We start from the raw sequence: 17,785 nt of genomic DNA, 5'->3' as shown, positions 1-17,785 counted from the left end.
GATATATAGTAGGATATTACACGTTTTCAGCAGCACAGTCAAGAGATCAGGGTATTTCACATATCGTACTTGTCAAGCTGATCCAGAAAGTTGCGTGATTTTAGCTTGACCTCCAGTTGCATATCCATAAACTGCCGCATAACATGTTTGATCTCCAGCTTGGTGGAGTCCTTTACGTCAATGTTGCCGAGACGGTTTAGATCCATTCTGGCGAACAAACGCAGCAACTTCAACGTACGTGGAGTGACACTTAATGCAGCTGGGTCAAAATGCTTGTAGCTCCGACACAAAACCCCGCCGAGCCTGGGACTGACAAACATGTCCTCATCAGCACATTGTTGTCCACTTGAGATACAGGCTTCTAGTTGAGGAGCGTAACCCGCCGCCTGCAGTATTTTAAATTCATAAATACTCATAACGATCAGCGGATCTTTGCCGCTCTCCAACGCTTCCAGACAAGCTTTAAGCTGCTTAAACCAGAATGTGCCCGTTTCTTCATCCTGTAGTACTCGATCAAGCAGCTCACAGGCATACGAGGCGTAAGCAGCCTTGGTAATATCCTCACGCAATACATGGTGGGATTGAATAATTTCACCGGCATTCAACGTCCCAAGGCCTGTATTTCGAAAATAAACAAATTCGCCGTACGTAAACGGCTGCGTCAAAGCGGCATGACGGCTTTTGGATTTTTTTGCTCCTCTGACCAGCACGCCAGCTTTACCCCCGCTTTCGGTGCAAAGCGTAATAATTTTGTTCCCCTCACCGTAATCCATGCTGCGGATGACGATTCCTTCCACCCTGTAAAGCATGCCTCTTCCCCCAAACATTCGCGAAGAAGCCAGTGGCTTGCGCTATTCACGGGCTTCTTCATGCTCGTCCGACTCACCTTCATCCGTGTCTTGCTCCCTTGTCACGGCGCTCTCCCTGTATAGCAGATACGCACCGACATCTCCAGTCATCGCAAAATACTTCCACGAAAAATCTCGCAATCGTATTCATCCTTTCTTCGGAAATGACGTTTGCATCTCAAAAGTTAGAATGAGGCGAAGAGAGGAAAAGTATGCGATGAAATAAATGGTTGTGTTGAAAAAGGGTACTGTATGTGGGTTGGAATGCCGCTCTGCGAATGATTTGATCTTACGATTGCTGTTACCCCCGAATTTATTTGAATGTACAAACAAAAGGGTTAAATTCGGGGGTAAAGGCAACCGCTGACGCTTCTTCAGATTCAAATCCTTCGCTCCGCTACAACGTGCACGCAGTTACATACCCCTTTTGAAAAACGCTCCTTAATTTCATCGCTGGAAGAAAAGGGTAGAAAGAGCAAGAGTTAAGCGCCGTACATGCGCGGCGCTTGGAATGACCACAAGACGTGTTACTTTACGTCTTGTGTTTGAGGTCGGTACGGCTTTTTAATAGTGCTTAAAAGACTAAACATATTTAGTTCCAAGTATTTAAGCCTCAATAAGGTGCTTGAAACTAAAGTGATCGTAGAGTCGAGCTCTGTTTTTAGGCGTCGCGGTGGAAGCCGAGGTCACGAAGGACGCGTTCCTGGTTGCGCCAGTCTTTTTTGACCTTGACCCACAGCTCCAAGAAAATTTTGGAACCTAGCAGATTTTGGATATCCTGGCGTGCCTGTTTCCCCACCTCTTTGAGCATAGCTCCCTGTTTACCGATAATGATGCCCTTCTGGGAATCACGTTCCACAAAAATGACAGCCATAATATGCACGACACCATTGTCCTGCACTTTCATGTCTTCAATCATGACCGCAATAGAGTGTGGTACTTCCTCGCGCGTCATATGCAAAATCTTTTCCCGTACCAGCTCGGCAATGACGAACTGCTCCGGGTGATCGGTAATTTGGTCATCCGGGTAATACTGCGGACCTTCTGGCAAATACTTTTGCAACTGTTCCAGCAGGCGGTCTACATTGTTGCCCATTTTAGCCGAGATCGGCACGATTTCCGCAAATTCATAAAGCTTACGATATTGCTCAATCAGTGGCAACAATGCTTCCGGCTCAATACGGTCAATTTTATTCAAAACTAAAATAACCGGCGTTTTCACTTGTTTTAACTGTTCCGCAATAAAACGGTCGCCTCCGCCTAATCCTTCTGCGGCATCGATAAGAAAAAGTACTGCCTCCACCTCACCCAACGCATTAAAGGCGGTTTGATTCATGTAATCGCCTAATTTAGACTGGCGTTTGTGAATCCCCGGAGTATCCAAAAATACAATTTGTGTGTCTTCTGTCGTATATACCCCGTGAATTTTGTTGCGTGTGGTTTGCGGCTTATCTGACATAATGGCGATCTTTTGACCAATGACATGATTCATCAGTGTTGATTTTCCTACATTGGGTCTGCCAACAATCGCAACAAAACCTGACTTAAAGTGTTTCTTAACCATTTCGTTTCCTCCAGCGCTATTAAGCGCCATTTTTTTGTTTTGTTATTTTCATTACATGAGCTGACTCATTAACGTCAACAAAGGCCTGTAAAACACAAATATGCCAATAATTACAGCAAAAACCGCTGCCAGGAGCACGGCTCCGGCGGCGGTGTCTTTAGCCGCTTTGGCCAGCGGATGAATATCAGGTGAGATGAGATCTACCGCTGCTTCGACAGCGGTGTTGATCAGCTCAGCTACAATGACTAAGGCCATTGCTACACAAACAAACAACCAGTCGAGCCGGGAGATGCGCAGGCATAGGCCTGCTACAATGACAAGAAGCGCCACGACCACATGTATCCGCATATTAACTTGCGTACGCAGAGCGTAGATCACCCCTTCTGCCGCATAGCGAAAGGTCATTTTCCAAGGCTGACGTCTCATTACCGTGTCAACCCCACTTGAGCCAGTACAGCTTCCTGCTTACCCATCATTTCAGCTTCACTCGCCTCATCCTGATGATCATAGCCTAACAGATGCAAGAAACCGTGAACAAACAAAAAGCCGATTTCACGCTCAATGGAATGTCCATATTCTTCGCTCTGAGCTTGCGCTGTCTGCACAGAGATAATAATATCCCCCAGCACATCGGGTACATCCTCCAATGAATTTTCTTCAATCGGTTCGTAGATGATTTCAAGCTCTTCATCCAGCGTTTCCTTCATAGCAAACGACAACACATCAGTAGGGCGATCGATCCCCCGATAGTCCCTGTTCAGCTCATGAATTTGCTCATCAGTAACGAAGGTGAGAGCTACCTCACCGTCTGTTACTCCCTCCATCTTGCCTGCCTCTTCTAATAAGGTGTTCAGCAGTGCAATCAAGGATTCGTTAATTACCATATCATTTTGTTCATTATTCCATGCTAATTGAAGGCCCATGCCAACCGCTCCTTTTAATTCTTAGTGCTCCAGCCGTGCTTCACGACAAATTATGTTAAGCTTTCTCGTTCTCGGGCTTGGGTCTTTCTTCGGGATACTCAATGCGGGAATGGAAAATCCCCATTACCGTTTCTTTGAGGGTTTGAGCTATGATATCAAGCTCCCGCATGGTCAGCTCACAGTCATTAAACTGGTGATCATCAAGTCGGCTTTTAATGATTTTTTCAATCATGGACTCTACCTGTTCCACCGTTGGCTTCCGTAAGGAACGAACTGCTGCTTCCACGCTATCCGCAATTCCCACCACAGCAGACTCTTTAGACTGAGCCTTCGGCCCCGGATAACGAAAATCATCTTCAGTGAAGTCAGGCTCCACACCCTTCTCTTTCGCTTCTCGCAATGCCTTGTGATAAAAATAATGCAAGAATGTCGTTCCGTGGTGCTGCTCGGCAATATCGCGAATTGGCTTGGGCAGCTTGTAATCCAATTGCATTTCCACACCGTCACGAGCATGGGCAATAATAATGGATTTGCTCAGCTTCGGCTCTATTGTATCATGCGGATTCTCTAACCCATTTTGATTTTCAATGAAGTACGAAGGTCTCTTCGTTTTACCAATGTCATGATAATACGAACCGACCCGGCACAACAAGCCATTGGCCCCTATAGCTTCCGCTGCAGCCTCAGACAGATTCCCCACCATTACGCTATGGTGATACGTCCCTGGTGTCTCTGTAAGCAGTTTGCGTAGCAACGGATGGTTGGGGTTGGACAGCTCGACAAGCTTTAACGCCGACAAGATGCCAAAGGTGGACTCAAAAAATGGCATTAACCCGATCACAAGTATCGCGGTAATCAAACCACCTGCAAAAGCAAAAGCTACCCCATAGAGGGTCGTTGTTTGAGTCCAGTTGCCTTGGTCGATCAACGCCAGAGAAAAAACAGACAAGGCACCGAACAAGCATACCATAATAGCTCCCTTGAACAATGTAGAACGCTGGCTGGCCCGATGAGTTGAGAAAATGGCTGCCAAACAGACCACAAGGGCAAAAAAACCAAAATTAAAGTCAAAAATCTGTCCCTGACGGACATTCAAAATGACACTTGCCAATATACTAAATATAACGGCACAAACGAAAGCCACCGACATATCAAGCAATAGCGTTACGAGCATAGCTCCAAGCGCGATAGGCGCCAGATAGCCGAGATAGGAATGTTCACTGTTCTGCATTATAGCAACTAGCAGCATTGCCCCTACAGTAATCACAAAGATCAATACGAGCATCAGCAATTGCGCATTATTATACTTGAAGTTTCGTGTTCGTGATTGGAATTGACGAATATACGTGAACAGTCCCAGAGCCAGCATCGCAGACAGCATCAACAGGCCGAATTGTGGCCAATAGTTGATTTTGTTCTTAAGCAGCTCGTTTTCATCAAGCAATGTATAGATTTCCTGGGTAATAATTTCACCCTTCTTGACGAGTACCTCACCCTGTTTAATATAGACAGTCGGTGTATCTTCACGAGCCTGTACCTTCGCATCCTTCGTGGCTGTATCATCATAAAACTTGTTGGCTGTAATCACAAGCCTTGCAAGTTCCTGGACAACCTCCCGTGAGGTACGCTTGGTGAGCGAGCTTGTACTAACCCGTTCAGCCACCTTGGCACGGGCTGTCTGGGCATCCGTAATTTGATCATTCATCAGACCCGTCACAATCTCGCGGGCTACAGGGCGCATCTCGGCAATATCCTCAGACGTAAGTCGTGGAATTTTAATGAACGTTTCCTCTGGAATGCGGTACGTCTGCTCCTTCGTCTTTTGCAGCACCTCATCCAGCAGCTTATCCGGGTATGCATCCGCATTTCGGCTATTGTTCACAAAATTTTGCACAAAATCCCGTGCACGCTGAGGAATTTCATCCTTATAAATCGCAATCTTGTCCGCTCTGGATACCTGATCATCCTGATTGAGTCGTTCAATACGATCCAAAATCCCAGTAATCAGGTTATCGTTGCGAATCGGTACGATCGTATACATAGGCTGCACGCGTTCAGCTGATTCCTCTTGTGCCTTCAAAGTCGCCTTGCTGTTTGGAAGCTGCATCGGAGCGACAATTTCCTTTTCACTCGGCTGATTTATCCGGATATCATAGCGCTCGGGAAGCAGCTTGGACGCAAAACTCACATAAAAAAGAATCACCAAAAATAAAAACAGAAGATAGCGTGTCGCCACGCTATACTTCCATCCATTCATTCTATGTTGGAACGTTTTTCCGTTGGATAATTCCTTCGAGGTCATCTAAAACAATCCCTCTCCATCATCTTTTTCAAGGCAGCTACACGCTACACTGCTCATTTCATTCTGTGGATTGAACCAGACCACATTCGTAACATGGATGCTACCCTTGATTTTCAGCAACTCGGTCATAAGCAACGATTATTTTCTGAACGAGGGAATGGCGGACAACGTCCTGTTCCGCAAACTGAACAAAGCCGATTTCCTCAATCCCTTGTAAAATCGCATGGGCTTCAATCAGTCCGGATTTTTTGCCACGAGGCAAATCAATCTGTGTAACGTCGCCGGTGATGACCATTTTCGAGCCGAAGCCAAGCCGTGTCAAAAACATTTTCATTTGCTCCGGTGTGGTATTTTGTGCTTCATCCAAAATAATAAATGAATCATCCAGCGTCCGTCCCCGCATATAGGCCAAAGGGGCAATTTCGATCAATCCCCGCTCCAGTGCCTTTGCAGTTTGCTCTGGGCCCATCACATCGTATAGCGCATCATACAACGGTCGCAGATAGGGATCAACCTTTTCTTGTAAATCCCCAGGCAAAAAGCCCAGATTTTCACCGGCTTCCACCGCAGGACGGGTCAGCACAATCCGCTTGACTGAACCTTCCTTCAGGGCAGCTACAGCCAGCACTACAGCCAAATACGTTTTCCCCGTACCCGCTGGCCCAATTCCAAATACAATATCGCGTTTCTTAATCGTCGTTACGTAGTGCTTTTGTCCAATCGTTTTGACCCGAATCGGCTTGCCCCGGAACGTGGTCGTAATTTCTCCCTTGAACAAATCGAGCAGCTGGTCAGCACGCAAATCTTTTGCCAGCTCAATCGCATAATGGACATCCCTTTCGGTCAGGATATATCCATTACGAATTAACTGAAGGAGTACATCGAACAATTGTTCGAGCACTTCCACCTCGTGAGCGTTACCAAAAACATTAACTTCTGCCTCACGAGATGCTATTTTTGCGGGTATAGCGGCTTCAATCAATTTTAAAAAGGAATCCTGCGGGCCGAATAACGCCTGTCCTTCTCCCGCATTGTTCAATGCAATTTGTATGCTGCGTTGTTGTTCTGCCAAATAGCCTCATTCTCCTTGGTTATGAACTAACGGAAGTTCTTCCGCAATATCCTGTTCCACTTCAAAAAGCACTTTCATATAAACTTTACCATTCTCTCTCTTCTCATGCAAAATTTTTTGGCTCATTATTTTCGTTCCTTTACCATATTTGGCTAAAATATCGGCACGCGCTCCTTCTATTCCTGTTTTTTTCGCTTCTGCTTCCGTAAGCTTCTCCTGCTGTATCTTGGTCTCTCTTACACTTTCGGTCATCCATCCAATCGGAAGTTTGTAGGAGCGCCACGTTAGCGGGTCATGCTCAACTGTTGTTTTATGGGCAGGATAAGGTACTTTCCCATATCCCCATAACTGTACTGCACGGTTGCCGAGCACCAGGTACAAGCGATCGTGACTGTTTCCTGTGTATGTGCTGCTACGCCGCACCATAGGGCTGCTAATTTCGTATTCATGCCATACAAGTCCTTTAATTTCCCCCTTGGCTACGACCAGTTGCTGATTCTCCTCATCTCCAAGCGTTCCTGAAATGAGAATGTCTCCTTTTTTGACACGTGTATTTTTATGCACGACAGGACGACCCTGCTCGGCGAAAATTTCAGTAACTACCGCGTCTGCCTTGCTGATGAGATGACGAGGGCTGTAAAGCGGCGCAGGAGCAGGCTGTGAGGCTTCGACAACCTGAATTGTCACCAATGTGCCCTGCCTCTCCACACCGATCCAGGATGCCTGAGGAAGCTTTTGCATGAGCGCACGGGAAAGCTTGTCCTGGCTGGAAAGTCGAAAGCTCCATTGAAACGGATAAAGCCCCTCCTGTCGGGCAGCTTTGAGAACGGATTCCGTTGAGAGCTTGTCATTTCCCTTCACTTCAACATCCCAAATGAGCGATGACATCAGGAGCAGACCTATCCAGAATAGAGCCAGCCCTGCCAGAAAAAATTTACGTTTGGCAAGTCGGATAGCGATGAAGGGAAGCCCTTGTCGCTTCAGAATATGCATTTTACAGCCTGTCCTTCTCAAAAACGGACGCAGCAGGAAGACGTGCGGCAGCAGAAGGTTCATTTCTGCATGTTTCGTACCCATCGGCCGCACGTTCCAAACAGGTATATGATGCTCGGTGAGCAAATTGATGAAAGCTTCCACGCTTTCGCCGCTAACGGCAAGCGTCACTGTGCCACGCAGCTTCGTTAAAGCAGGATGTTTCATGAGCCTTCCTCCGTTCCTTCCATTTGAATATCCGTAATCTGTCCTTCCACACTTACTTGATCCGGCAAAATGGACGTAATGACCAGGTTATGCCCTGACACCCGCAGTTTGCCTTGCGCAAGCGCCAATACAAGCCGATCCGGTGTGAAATCCATAACCCCCCGGTGATTCTCCACATAAAGCTGGCGACTGCCAATGAGGGTTAACCGCGGCAGGTCAAATAGAATGTCCTGCGGAAGCTCCAGCGTTTCGCTGGCCCACTTTCGCAGTTTGCGGCTCATCCGGCTCATACGGCGAAATCTCCTTTCCTGTCATCAAAGCAGCTGTTATCCAACAGCTAATTGTTGTTTTGATGGCAGCTACGCTGCTAGTTTTTCGTCTCTTCTGTTATTACCATACAATGCTTCATAGTCGTCTTGATGATGGCTACGCTTCTATTTACATGAACTGCCGATAGCGCTCAAATATGAACATCATCACACCAGCGCCACAGATATCTGTACTGTACATTTTATGATCCACTCATCGCATTTATGAGGCGAAACTGACAATTCGTAGCAAACACTATATTGCATCGCAAGAAGACAAGCATTTTCAAAAATCCACAGCAAAAAAGACAACCTCATTTTGTATTCAAAAACAAGGTTGTCTTTTTTGATTTTTAGCGTATAAACGATTATTTCTCGGAGTCACGATTCAAAAGTGAGTTTTTTCTGGAGTACAAAAAGTAAACCGCCAAACCAATAACAAGCCAAATAATAAAGCGCCTAAAGGTCTGACCATTCAAATTAAGAATGAGTACAGCACACGAAATGATGGCCAGGATCGGAATATACGGAACCCCAGGACAGCGAAAGGCTCTTGGCAGATTGGGTTGTGTTTTTCTCATAACGATGACAGCGACCGAAATCAGAATAAATGCTGACAGGGTTCCGATGTTCACCAAACTTGCCAACTCATCCAGCGGGATTAGACCGCCCATTAACGCAGATAAAGTACCAAAAAACAATGTGTTAATATACGGCGTTCTATATTTAGGATGAACCTTTGATAATACTTTGGGCACCAAGCCATCACGTGACATGGCAAACATGATGCGGGTTTGACCATAGAGCATAACCAGCATGACCGTTGTCATCCCCAAGATGGCCCCTATATCTACAATGCCCGCAACCCAGTTCTGACCTGCAACCTGCAAGACAAGTGACACCGGGTGGGAAATGCCTTCAAAATCCTTAAACGGCACAATACCTGTCATAATCCCGCTAACAACGACATATAAAAGCGTGCAAACCACAAGTGAGAAAATAATACCCCGCGGCAAATCACGAGCCGGATCTTTAGTTTCTTCCGCGGCAGATGAAACGGCATCGAAACCAATAAAGGCAAAAAACACAAGTGCTGCGGCCCCAAACACTCCACTAAAGCCAAAAGGCAGGAACGGTGTCCAGTGATCCGGCTTCACATATTTAACAGCAACGATGATAAATAATAAAATTACAATAATTTTTACAATAACCATGATATTATTCATTCGTTTTGATTCTCGGATTCCAAAATAAAGCAATAACGTAATGCCCATTAAAATCAGAAAAGCCGGAAGATTAAAATAGGTGGGCTGGTCCTTTAAAGCGCCTGGTGCAGCAGTTAATTCAAGAGGAATATGAATACCGAGTCCATTCAGGAATGACACAAAATACCCCGACCAACCTGCGGAAACCGCACTGGCGGCCAGCATGTATTCCAAAATTAAATCCCACCCGATAATAAAGGCCAGTAGCTCCCCCATTGTGGCATATGTAAAAGTGTAGACAGAACCGGACACTGGAACGGTGGATGCAAACTCGGCATAAGCCAATGCAGCGAATAAACAGGCAAGCCCTGCAATTACAAAAGAGATAACCAAACCCGGTCCAGCCGTAACCGCTCCTGTACCTGTCAAAACAAAAATCCCGGTTCCGATAATGGCTCCAACCCCAAGCATCGTTAAATCAAACGCGCCCAATTCCCTTTTAAGTGCTTTTTCTCCCCGCGTAGTAGCAAGCAGCTGTTCAATGCTTTTCTTTCTGAACAGGCCATTACTCATCCATCCCATCCCCCTAAAATTTTTATACGTATTACAAACCGTATTTCCTCTCCTCGAAATAACGCATTTTTTAGCTAAATTTGGAGTAATTTTTCATAAATATTTATCATTGAGAACATTATATATAAAAAAGAAAAAATGAAAACTGCTTTTGGAAGCCTTCATTTATATTGTTACATTTGATCATTTTTCACGTAATTATTTTCACAAACAAACCGCTAAACTAGACAAAATGCCACCTTTTTTGATGACAACAAATGTAAGAAAGCTGTGCGTTATATGGGATTATCACATTCATTGTCAGGTAATTAGAGTATTTGTTGTTAGCAACTTTTTTTTATTCTGGACGTGATTATGTATTTCTGATGCATTCCTGATGTATGGGTAAAAAAAGATCCGCCACAGCCAAAGCCGTGACGGATCTCACTATCATTTAACGTCTACCTCTACTCATATAACGTCTGGAACGCGGAGGACCTAATATTTCAGCCCAAATCACACCTCTGCGCAGTTCAGCCGCATTGACCGTACTGCGCTCTTGCGATACTGACTCTACCCCATCTGTGATCTCCCCAGACTCCCTCACATTGGATATGCGGTCGAGGCGGGCTAAAACCTTTCTGCGCTCTTCCTCCATGGCACGAATCCGCTCTTCTAAAGTCGAACCGTTATCCGAGGATTCCTGCTCCATTTGTCCTTTCATTTCCATCCGATCGTTCATTACTTCTTCCATACGACGAGCTTCCATAACCGCCCGTCGTTCATTAGGAATTTGGCGCTGCAATTCTCCGGTAACTTCCTGCCTGCTAGGCTGACTCTGCTCCTGTCTATGTCCCATAGTGATAGGTCTGGGTGACGTCGTGGGTCTGCGCGAACTCTGATCACCACCAAAGGTGGGCATCCCATTTCCCGAAGGAGATTTCCGACCCGTGCCTTGAATACTTTTTCCCAGAAAGGATACCAATGCAAAGCCAATCACGATCAGGATATACAAATGATCAAAGATCCAGCTGATAAAGTTCATTACTCACCGCCTTGCTGCCGTCATTCATCGGCTATATCCCGTTGCTTAATCCCGGTTTTTGTTGTCATTGCCCGAGTTTTCATTCGGTTTGCCTAAGGAGCCGCGCATTTGCGTATCTGCCTCAATATTTTTCAAATTCATATAGTCCATGACGCCAAGTTTCCCGCCACGCAGCGCTTCAGCCATAGCCAGCGGCACTTCGGATTCGGATTCCACCACACGCGCTCTCATTTCTACGACACGCGCCTTCATTTCCTGCTCCTGCGCCACAGCCATCGCACGCCGCTCTTCTGCTTTCGCCTGAGCAATACGTTTGTCTGCTTCCGCCTGCTCGGTTTGCAGGAAAGCACCGATATTTTTACCTACATCGACGTCTGCAATATCAATGGACAGGATTTCGAACGCGGTCCCTGCATCCAAACCTTTGGACAATACAGTTCTGGAAATCGAATCCGGGTTCTCCAGCACGTCCTTATGCGAATTACTGGAGCCGACGGTTGTAACGATACCCTCACCGACCCGTGCAATAATCGTTTCTTCTCCGGCCCCCCCGACAAGTCGATCAATGTTGGCACGCACCGTAACACGAGCTTTAACCTTTACTTCGATACCATCTTTGGCGACTGCAGCAACAATAGGTGTCTCAATAACGCGCGGATTTACACTCATTTGGACCGCTTGCAGAACATCCCGCCCTGCAAGGTCAATCGCAGCAGCACGCTCAAATTCAAGCGGAATATTAGCCCGCTGCGCAGCAATCAATGCATTGATCACGCGGTCAACATTACCACCTGCGAGAAAATGGCTTTCCAGCTGGTTGATATTCAAGCCCAGACCGGCTTTGGTCGCCTTAATCAATGGATTCACAATGCGGCTTGGCGTGACACGCCGCAAGCGCATAGCCACCAGCGTAATGATACCAATCCGCACCCCTGAAGCCAATGCTGAAATCCACAGCATCACCGGAAAAAAACTGAAAAATACGCTCAATACAATAATCACTACAACGGCAATCAGCAAAATACTGACGATCCCCGATTCGAACACTCGCATCATCCTCCATTATCTAATTCTTCATTTTTCGCTTGTTTAGACGCTAGTGTCCGCCTTAACCACAATTCGTCCACCTTCTACTTTGGAAACGATAATCGGCGTATCTGTGGCAATAAACTCGCCATTCGTTACAACATCGACACGCTCATCAGCAATAAGCACCGTTCCGGCTGGACGAAGTGGTGTCAGACTCACACCCCGCTGACCTAATAATATTTCCCGATTCACAACCGAAGAAAAACCTTGGTCAGTCGTTAAGCTTTCTTTAAGTATAAAACGGTTCCATATCCCCCGGTCCTTGAATATGATCGCAATAATCGCCACCACGGCAACAGCAGCTGCAAAGGCAATGCCCAAAGATATAAATGCATGCTTCATGTCGTATGCCGCCCGAACAACGCCAGCGACCAGGCTAACGGAACCCAATATGCCCAGTATACCAAAGCTTGGAATGAACATTTCAAGTATAAGCAAAGCCAGGCCAATGATAAACAACAGCCACGTCTCTGAACCTGCAAAACCAGCGACATAATTGCCGAAAAAATACAAACCAAATCCGAGTATGCCCAAAATTCCCGGTACACCAAAGCCGGGTACAAGCAGTTCAATAACTACACCTGCGATACCGATAAATAAAAGCAATGTCTGCACAATTGGGTTGGTTAATATTTCGGCAGCTTTCTCAGCCGATGTTTGCTCTACATAAAATACATCATCCGTGCTGTAGCCCATCCACTGGATCACCTCTTGTTCTGACGAGGCAATGTGATCCGCATAGCCCAGCTTAAGCGCTTCCTCGCTGGTTAAAGAAATGATTTGGCCTTTTTCCTTATTAAAGTTCAGTTCCGGGATCGCTACGGCAATTTGGGAATCTACCATACCTCTCGCAATATCCGGATTACGTCCGCCAGTTTCTGCGGCAGATGCCATGCTGCTCTTCCACCAGGCTATTGTTTTCGGGTCCGTAACAGCCTGCCCCTTGCCGTCTACCAATGCCGCGGCTCCAATAATACTTCCCTGCTTCATTACGATCTTGTTTGCGCTGAGCGCAATATAGCTACCCGCCGAGGCTGCTTCTCCCCTGATGTAGGCTACGGTTGGAATGGGGCTGTCTTTTATCAGTTTGCCCAGCTTCTCCGCTGTATCTACCCGTCCGCCAGGCGTATTAATATCCAGCAAAATCAGACCCGCTTTGGACTCTGCTGCTTCAGCAAATCCACGTTCCATAAAACGGCCTAGGCCCTGTTCAATTTCCTGATCTACGGGTATAACGAATACGGCTCCGCCTTTGGCTGCGGCCTCCGCTGATCCGGAATGAAATAATGGCAGCAGTATAACTGATATCACAATCCATAACGTTAAAAAGATCATTTTGCGGCTGGATTGGTGCTGTTCACTGTGCATTTCTCTCCCCCCTTTCGATCTTGCTTTATTACAGCATACCAAACTTTGTTAGGTAAACTATACAATTTTCAGGATTTAATGTGAAATTATTGGGGTTGTTGCTATTCCTGACGACTGCCACATACTTTACGTATCCAACAAACATCACGTTTCACGCAATTATAGATAGCGCTTCCAAAAAAGAAGATTTTCGAATTACACGATTCTATGGTAAAGATGGCAGATGCAGAAATAGCACCCTCTGTGAACAGAGGGTGCTATGTTTTCCTGTTTGTCGCAGGTTTATTGCAGAAATTGTTGAACCGCCTGGTTCACGAGCTTACCGTCAGCGCGACCTTTTACCTTAGGCATCAAGGCCGACATTACTTTCCCCATCTCGGCTTTCGAAGAAGCACCGGTTTCCTGGATGGTCTGCTGTACAATAACTTTAATTTCTTCTTCTGAAAGTTGTTCAGGAAGGTACTGAGCGATGATCTCTATTTCTGCTTTAGTGCTTGCCGCAAGTTCATCGCGACTGGCTTTTTCAAATTCATGGAGGGCATCTTTTCGCTGTTTGATCTCACGACTCAGAATATCAAGCACTTCGTTGTCGTCCAAATCCCGTTTCAAATCTATTTCAAGATTTTTAATCGTAGAACGAACCATTCGAATGGTGGAGAGTTTGAACTTGTCCTTACTCTTCATAGCTTGCTTCATATCTTCGTTTAATCGTTCGCTCAAATTCATGGTTGCTCAGCTCCTCCTAGAACTTTCTCTTACGAGCAGCCTCGGACTTTTTCTTGCGCTTTACGCTTGGCTTTTCATAATGCTTGCGTTTCTTCACCTCAGCCAATACGCCATCCTTAGCAATGGAACGTTTAAAGCGACGAAGTGCAGCATCAATTGTCTCGTTTTTGCGAACTTTAGTTTCAGACACCAGTTTTCCCTCCCTCCGACCAGACCGTCCAAGAGCAATAACACGGTTCATCAAATTTTATTATAGGTGAAACGGAAAGCGGGTGTCAACCTATAAGAAAAAATGAATATTTAAAGGAATATTTTCTCTCGATTCTTCCGTATTACTGCAAGACAAGCTCTGTCATTTTTAAGAATGTGAGTCCGAAATACTTGTCAGGGCCCCTAATTTGGCGCCGCCCAGCAGGTGATAATGCAGATGTCCAACCGCTTGCCCACTATCCGGGCCGCAGTTGTTAATCAGCCGATAGCCGGACTCAGCGATTCCCAGCTTTTTCGCCACCTCAATCGCAACTTGATGGATCTCCGCGATGAGAGGGAGATCCTCCTCCGTTACAGCATTCATTGAAGGAATATATTTCTTCGGGATAATGAGCACGTGTACTGGCGCCGCAGGCTGGATGTCATGAAATGCGAGCACATTGTCAGTTTCCATTACCTTTTTGCTGGGGATGGTTCCATCCACAATTTTCAAAAACAGATCGTCCATTTAAAACTCTCCTTTGGCAATGAGCCGATGATAAGCAATTAAGGATCATTGCTCTCTCGGCATTCAAAGTTATGTATGTCCCACCCGCAACCGAATAGAAGCATTTACATTTATAATTATACTTATATTTCTATATGTATCATAACGGAAAAAGGGGGTTAATACCAGTTCCCCTTCCCCACTTCCTCTATTATGGCTTTCACGCCCTTATCAATCTGGTCCGGCTGTGCACGTGAAATGCTGATGCGCAAAAACTTTTCTTGTTCCCTATAGCTCGTCAAATAAAAACCTTTTCCAGATACAACCTGGATCTTTTTCTCGGAAAGGCGCTGTACCAACCGCTCCATGTTCACGGTTCGAGGCAGCTTAAACTGCATATAAACTCCTGATGTTACGGTTGAGGCTTCAATGAGTCCGGCCTGATTATATCGTTCCACCGCCTGGTTGAGAATATGGATGCGCTCTGAATACAGGTTGCATATCGTATGCTTATGGCGTTCATACATTCCGTTTTTAATATAAATATCAAGCGCTGCCTGAGATAACATGGAAGTATCGACGTATCGTTTATATGCCTGGAACGTCTTCAATAGAGCTTCTGGCAAAACCGCAACCCCTAGACGCAAACCTGGGAAAATGATTTTTGAGAAGCTTTTCAAATAAATGACATGATCCGTCTGGTCATACGCATATATGGGATCAAAAAAATAATCGGCTCCCAAATCAGCCATATAATCATCTTCTACGATGTACACATCGTATTTGGCGGCCAAGGCAGCAATAGCCTTTCGCTTCTCCGTGTTGTATGAGCTTCCCAATGGGTTATGATATCTTGACATGGTATAAAAAAACTTGATACTTCCGTTCTTAAAATGATTCTCCAATTCCTGTAAATCCATGTCTGCTGCTGTTCGGGCAATAGTGCTGACAGGTATGTTCTCTTCCTCCAAAAAACGCAAATAAATATCGTAGCTTGGCTGCTCAACCAAAACCTTTTCTTTGCCGTTGGGAAATGGCATCTTAGAAAGTATTTCCAGCGCCTGCTGAACACCAGAAGTCACGATAATTCGATCCATTTTTGCAAACACCTGATTATCAGCCAAATGGGAAACCAATGTATGACGCAGTGTCTCCAGCCCTTGTGAATCCCCGTAAGTGAACAAATGATATTTGTAGGTATCTATAGCCTGGTTCAGACAATGCTGAAAATCCAAATATGGAAATACGTTCAAGTCCGGAGATGCAGAAGTAAAATCAACGATGTCATCCATATGGCTATGGCGCACATCACCAGAATTCTCCACTACATAATATCCGCTTTGCGGTATGGAATAGATGGCGTGTTTCTTTTCAAGTTCAGCATAGGCCCGCAAAATCGTGCTTTTGCTGCACCCGTATAACTCCGAAGCGTCACGGACTGACGGCAGCTTGTGACCGGATTTGTATTGACCCTCACGAATTCTAAGCTCTATATCCGATAAAATGGAAACATATTTTTTCACAAACATCCTCCTATCGTATTTTTTGTTGTGCATATCATAACCAGTCCTATACACCTGATGTTAACACGCTTGGTGGATGAACAGGATACCCAAGTATAAAAGTGTACCGATACAGTTGCGATAATTTGATCCCTCGGAGGCTCGTCCTTGTTGTATCTTTAGTGCATCGGATAAGACGTTCGCGAACACGGTCCCGAAGCATGAAAGAAAGGTGGGTATCCTATGGACTCACAAGAAAAAGGATTAAAATTGGCTTATATGTTTGCAGTACTGAATGCTGCAATTATCGGATTTTCATTTTTATTTACTAAAATGGCACTGGTGTATGCTCATCCTATTGACACGCTGACCTACCGGTTTGCAGCTTCCTTTATCGTTATGTCCATTCCGTTAGCCTTGGGATGGATCAAGCTGTCTTATCAGGGCAAACCCATATTTAAAGCGTTGCTGCTGGCTCTGATGTACCCGTTAGGATTTTTCACGCTGCAAGCATTTGGCTTACAATACGCTACTTCCGCCGAGGGAGGTATTATGTACGCCTTCACACCGGTTGTGACGATGATCATCGCCTCGTTATTTCTTAAAGAAACCACGACCCTTTTACAGAAGCTATCGATCTTTTTATCAGTATTCGGTGTCATCTTCATCTTTATCATGAAAGGAAACAGCTTCAGCATGTCGCATTTGGGCGGAATCTCCCTGCTTTTTCTGACATGTGTGGCTTTTGCAGGATACAGCGTGTTGGCACGCTCTCTCTCCAGGCATTTTAGCCCGGCAGAAATCAGTTATTTTATGATGGGCATCGGCTTTGTTACGTTTCTGGTCATCTCACTCACTAACCATATTCAAAGTGGAACACTGGGCCAGTTTGTCTCATTGTCCGGTAACGGGACCTTTGTCCTATCCATTATATATCTTGGCGTTGTTGCCTCGCTCATCACTTCACTGACTGCAAATTATGCTTTATCCAAAATAGAAGCCTCCAAAATGAGTGTATTTACGAATCTGTCGACGATCGTGTCCATTGCAGCCGGAGCTTTGTTTATCGGGGAAGCAATAACGGTCTATCATTTAATTGGCTCGCTACTGATTATCACCGGGGTCATTGGAACTAATTATTTGGGACGGAAAAAGGGAGTACCCCTTTGTGCAGATACCCTAAAAACGTAGTTGTTTATAAAGTAGAGAATTTAGAATTTCTAAGTTGAGATCTGATGGAGGATATAGATAAAAAAGGCTGTTTCTTCTTGATGGATGGTTGGTCATACCCCTGTCAAGTAGACAAGTGAAAAAAGGCTAAGCAGCCAGCGCGTGCCGGTACTCAATCGGCGCGCGCTGTTTGAGTTTGGCCTGAAATCGTTGG

At 45.6% G+C, this 17,785-nt stretch carries 18 protein-coding genes; 1 reads left to right on the top strand and 17 read right to left on the bottom strand.

What is annotated here, in order from left to right; all coding sequences use genetic code 11:
- Positions 1 to 56 precede the first annotated feature (56 nt).
- The 17 genes from recO to LCF57_RS14210 form a co-directional block, all read right to left on the bottom strand.
- Positions 57 to 809 (bottom strand): DNA repair protein RecO, encoded by a 753-nt coding sequence (gene recO, locus LCF57_RS14290; RefSeq protein WP_226001289.1) that lies wholly within the window; start codon positions 807 to 809, stop codon positions 57 to 59.
- Positions 810 to 851: 42 nt separating this feature from the next.
- Positions 852 to 989, bottom strand: coding sequence for a YqzL family protein (locus LCF57_RS14285; protein ID WP_013372137.1), 138 nt, complete (start codon positions 987 to 989; stop codon positions 852 to 854).
- Positions 990 to 1,509: 520 nt separating this feature from the next.
- Positions 1,510 to 2,412, bottom strand: a complete 903-nt coding sequence (gene era / locus LCF57_RS14280) for a GTPase Era (RefSeq protein ID WP_226001288.1) — start codon at positions 2,410 to 2,412, stop codon at positions 1,510 to 1,512.
- A gap of 51 nt (positions 2,413 to 2,463) precedes the next feature.
- Positions 2,464 to 2,838 (bottom strand): diacylglycerol kinase family protein, encoded by a 375-nt coding sequence (locus LCF57_RS14275; RefSeq protein WP_226001287.1) that lies wholly within the window; start codon positions 2,836 to 2,838, stop codon positions 2,464 to 2,466.
- On the bottom strand, positions 2,838 to 3,335 hold the full coding sequence (gene ybeY / locus LCF57_RS14270; RefSeq protein ID WP_152378845.1) for an rRNA maturation RNase YbeY: 498 nt from the start codon (positions 3,333 to 3,335) through the stop codon (positions 2,838 to 2,840). Before ybeY ends, LCF57_RS14275 begins: the two co-directional genes overlap by 1 nt.
- Positions 3,336 to 3,390: 55 nt before the next feature.
- Entirely contained in the window at positions 3,391 to 5,637 is a 2,247-nt protein-coding gene (locus LCF57_RS14265) for an HD family phosphohydrolase (RefSeq protein WP_226001286.1), read from the bottom strand.
- Between the two features lie 100 nt (positions 5,638 to 5,737).
- A complete protein-coding gene (locus tag LCF57_RS14260; protein WP_226001285.1) occupies positions 5,738 to 6,709 on the bottom strand; it encodes a PhoH family protein in 972 nt (323 codons plus the stop codon).
- 6 nt (positions 6,710 to 6,715) lie between these two features.
- Positions 6,716 to 7,909, bottom strand: a complete 1,194-nt coding sequence (gene yqfD / locus LCF57_RS14255; protein ID WP_226001284.1) for a sporulation protein YqfD — start codon at positions 7,907 to 7,909, stop codon at positions 6,716 to 6,718.
- Positions 7,906 to 8,199 carry a sporulation protein YqfC gene (yqfC, locus tag LCF57_RS14250; RefSeq protein WP_010345357.1) on the bottom strand — a complete coding sequence of 98 codons (294 nt, stop codon included), beginning with the start codon at positions 8,197 to 8,199 and terminating at the stop codon, positions 7,906 to 7,908. The genes yqfD and yqfC overlap by 4 nt, the downstream gene beginning before the upstream one ends.
- Before the next feature lie 386 nt (positions 8,200 to 8,585).
- The gene (locus LCF57_RS14245) at positions 8,586 to 9,995 is read right to left on the bottom strand and encodes an amino acid permease (protein ID WP_226001283.1); all 1,410 of its coding nucleotides are present in this window, start codon (positions 9,993 to 9,995) and stop codon (positions 8,586 to 8,588) included.
- Positions 9,996 to 10,428: 433 nt separating this feature from the next.
- Positions 10,429 to 11,019 (bottom strand): hypothetical protein, encoded by a 591-nt coding sequence (locus tag LCF57_RS14240; RefSeq protein ID WP_226001282.1) that lies wholly within the window; start codon positions 11,017 to 11,019, stop codon positions 10,429 to 10,431.
- A 45-nt stretch (positions 11,020 to 11,064) separates the two neighbouring features.
- A complete protein-coding gene (gene floA, locus LCF57_RS14235) occupies positions 11,065 to 12,066 on the bottom strand; it encodes a flotillin-like protein FloA (protein ID WP_318840687.1) in 1,002 nt (333 codons plus the stop codon).
- A gap of 42 nt (positions 12,067 to 12,108) precedes the next feature.
- A complete protein-coding gene (locus tag LCF57_RS14230; protein ID WP_226001281.1) occupies positions 12,109 to 13,476 on the bottom strand; it encodes an NfeD family protein in 1,368 nt (455 codons plus the stop codon).
- A gap of 282 nt (positions 13,477 to 13,758) precedes the next feature.
- Complete coding sequence (locus LCF57_RS14225; RefSeq protein WP_007431248.1) at positions 13,759 to 14,202, bottom strand: GatB/YqeY domain-containing protein; 444 nt, start codon at positions 14,200 to 14,202, stop codon at positions 13,759 to 13,761.
- Positions 14,203 to 14,218: 16 nt separating this feature from the next.
- Positions 14,219 to 14,392 carry a 30S ribosomal protein S21 gene (gene rpsU, locus LCF57_RS14220; RefSeq protein ID WP_005547957.1) on the bottom strand — a complete coding sequence of 58 codons (174 nt, stop codon included), beginning with the start codon at positions 14,390 to 14,392 and terminating at the stop codon, positions 14,219 to 14,221.
- Positions 14,393 to 14,560: 168 nt separating this feature from the next.
- Entirely contained in the window at positions 14,561 to 14,920 is a 360-nt protein-coding gene (locus LCF57_RS14215; protein WP_226001280.1) for a histidine triad nucleotide-binding protein, read from the bottom strand.
- 158 nt (positions 14,921 to 15,078) lie between these two features.
- Positions 15,079 to 16,422 (bottom strand): PLP-dependent aminotransferase family protein, encoded by a 1,344-nt coding sequence (locus tag LCF57_RS14210; RefSeq protein ID WP_226001279.1) that lies wholly within the window; start codon positions 16,420 to 16,422, stop codon positions 15,079 to 15,081.
- 222 nt (positions 16,423 to 16,644) lie between these two features.
- Between LCF57_RS14210 and LCF57_RS14205 the strand changes: the two genes are divergently transcribed.
- Positions 16,645 to 17,592 (top strand): DMT family transporter, encoded by a 948-nt coding sequence (locus tag LCF57_RS14205; protein ID WP_226001278.1) that lies wholly within the window; start codon positions 16,645 to 16,647, stop codon positions 17,590 to 17,592.
- Positions 17,593 to 17,785: the final 193 nt, after the last annotated feature.

The sequence above is a fragment of the Paenibacillus sp. BJ-4 genome (assembly GCF_020404765.1).
Classification (GTDB): domain Bacteria; phylum Bacillota; class Bacilli; order Paenibacillales; family Paenibacillaceae; genus Paenibacillus.
This window is presented reverse-complemented; position numbering and strand designations above follow the sequence as displayed.

Coding starts and splice junctions, on each gene's coding strand:
- LCF57_RS14230 (WP_226001281.1), bottom strand. CDS start 13,476: ATGCACAGTGAACAGCACCAATCCAGCCGCAAAATGATCTTTTTAACG.
- LCF57_RS14225 (WP_007431248.1), bottom strand. CDS start 14,202: ATGAATTTGAGCGAACGATTAAACGAAGATATGAAGCAAGCTATGAAG.
- LCF57_RS14265 (WP_226001286.1), bottom strand. CDS start 5,637: ATGACCTCGAAGGAATTATCCAACGGAAAAACGTTCCAACATAGAATG.
- yqfC (WP_010345357.1), bottom strand. CDS start 8,199: ATGAGCCGGATGAGCCGCAAACTGCGAAAGTGGGCCAGCGAAACGCTG.
- era (WP_226001288.1), bottom strand. CDS start 2,412: ATGGTTAAGAAACACTTTAAGTCAGGTTTTGTTGCGATTGTTGGCAGA.
- ybeY (WP_152378845.1), bottom strand. CDS start 3,335: ATGGGCCTTCAATTAGCATGGAATAATGAACAAAATGATATGGTAATT.
- recO (WP_226001289.1), bottom strand. CDS start 809: ATGCTTTACAGGGTGGAAGGAATCGTCATCCGCAGCATGGATTACGGT.
- yqfD (WP_226001284.1), bottom strand. CDS start 7,909: ATGAAACATCCTGCTTTAACGAAGCTGCGTGGCACAGTGACGCTTGCC.
- LCF57_RS14245 (WP_226001283.1), bottom strand. CDS start 9,995: ATGAGTAATGGCCTGTTCAGAAAGAAAAGCATTGAACAGCTGCTTGCT.
- LCF57_RS14240 (WP_226001282.1), bottom strand. CDS start 11,019: ATGAACTTTATCAGCTGGATCTTTGATCATTTGTATATCCTGATCGTG.
- LCF57_RS14215 (WP_226001280.1), bottom strand. CDS start 14,920: ATGGACGATCTGTTTTTGAAAATTGTGGATGGAACCATCCCCAGCAAA.
- LCF57_RS14275 (WP_226001287.1), bottom strand. CDS start 2,838: ATGAGACGTCAGCCTTGGAAAATGACCTTTCGCTATGCGGCAGAAGGG.
- LCF57_RS14205 (WP_226001278.1), top strand. CDS start 16,645: ATGGACTCACAAGAAAAAGGATTAAAATTGGCTTATATGTTTGCAGTA.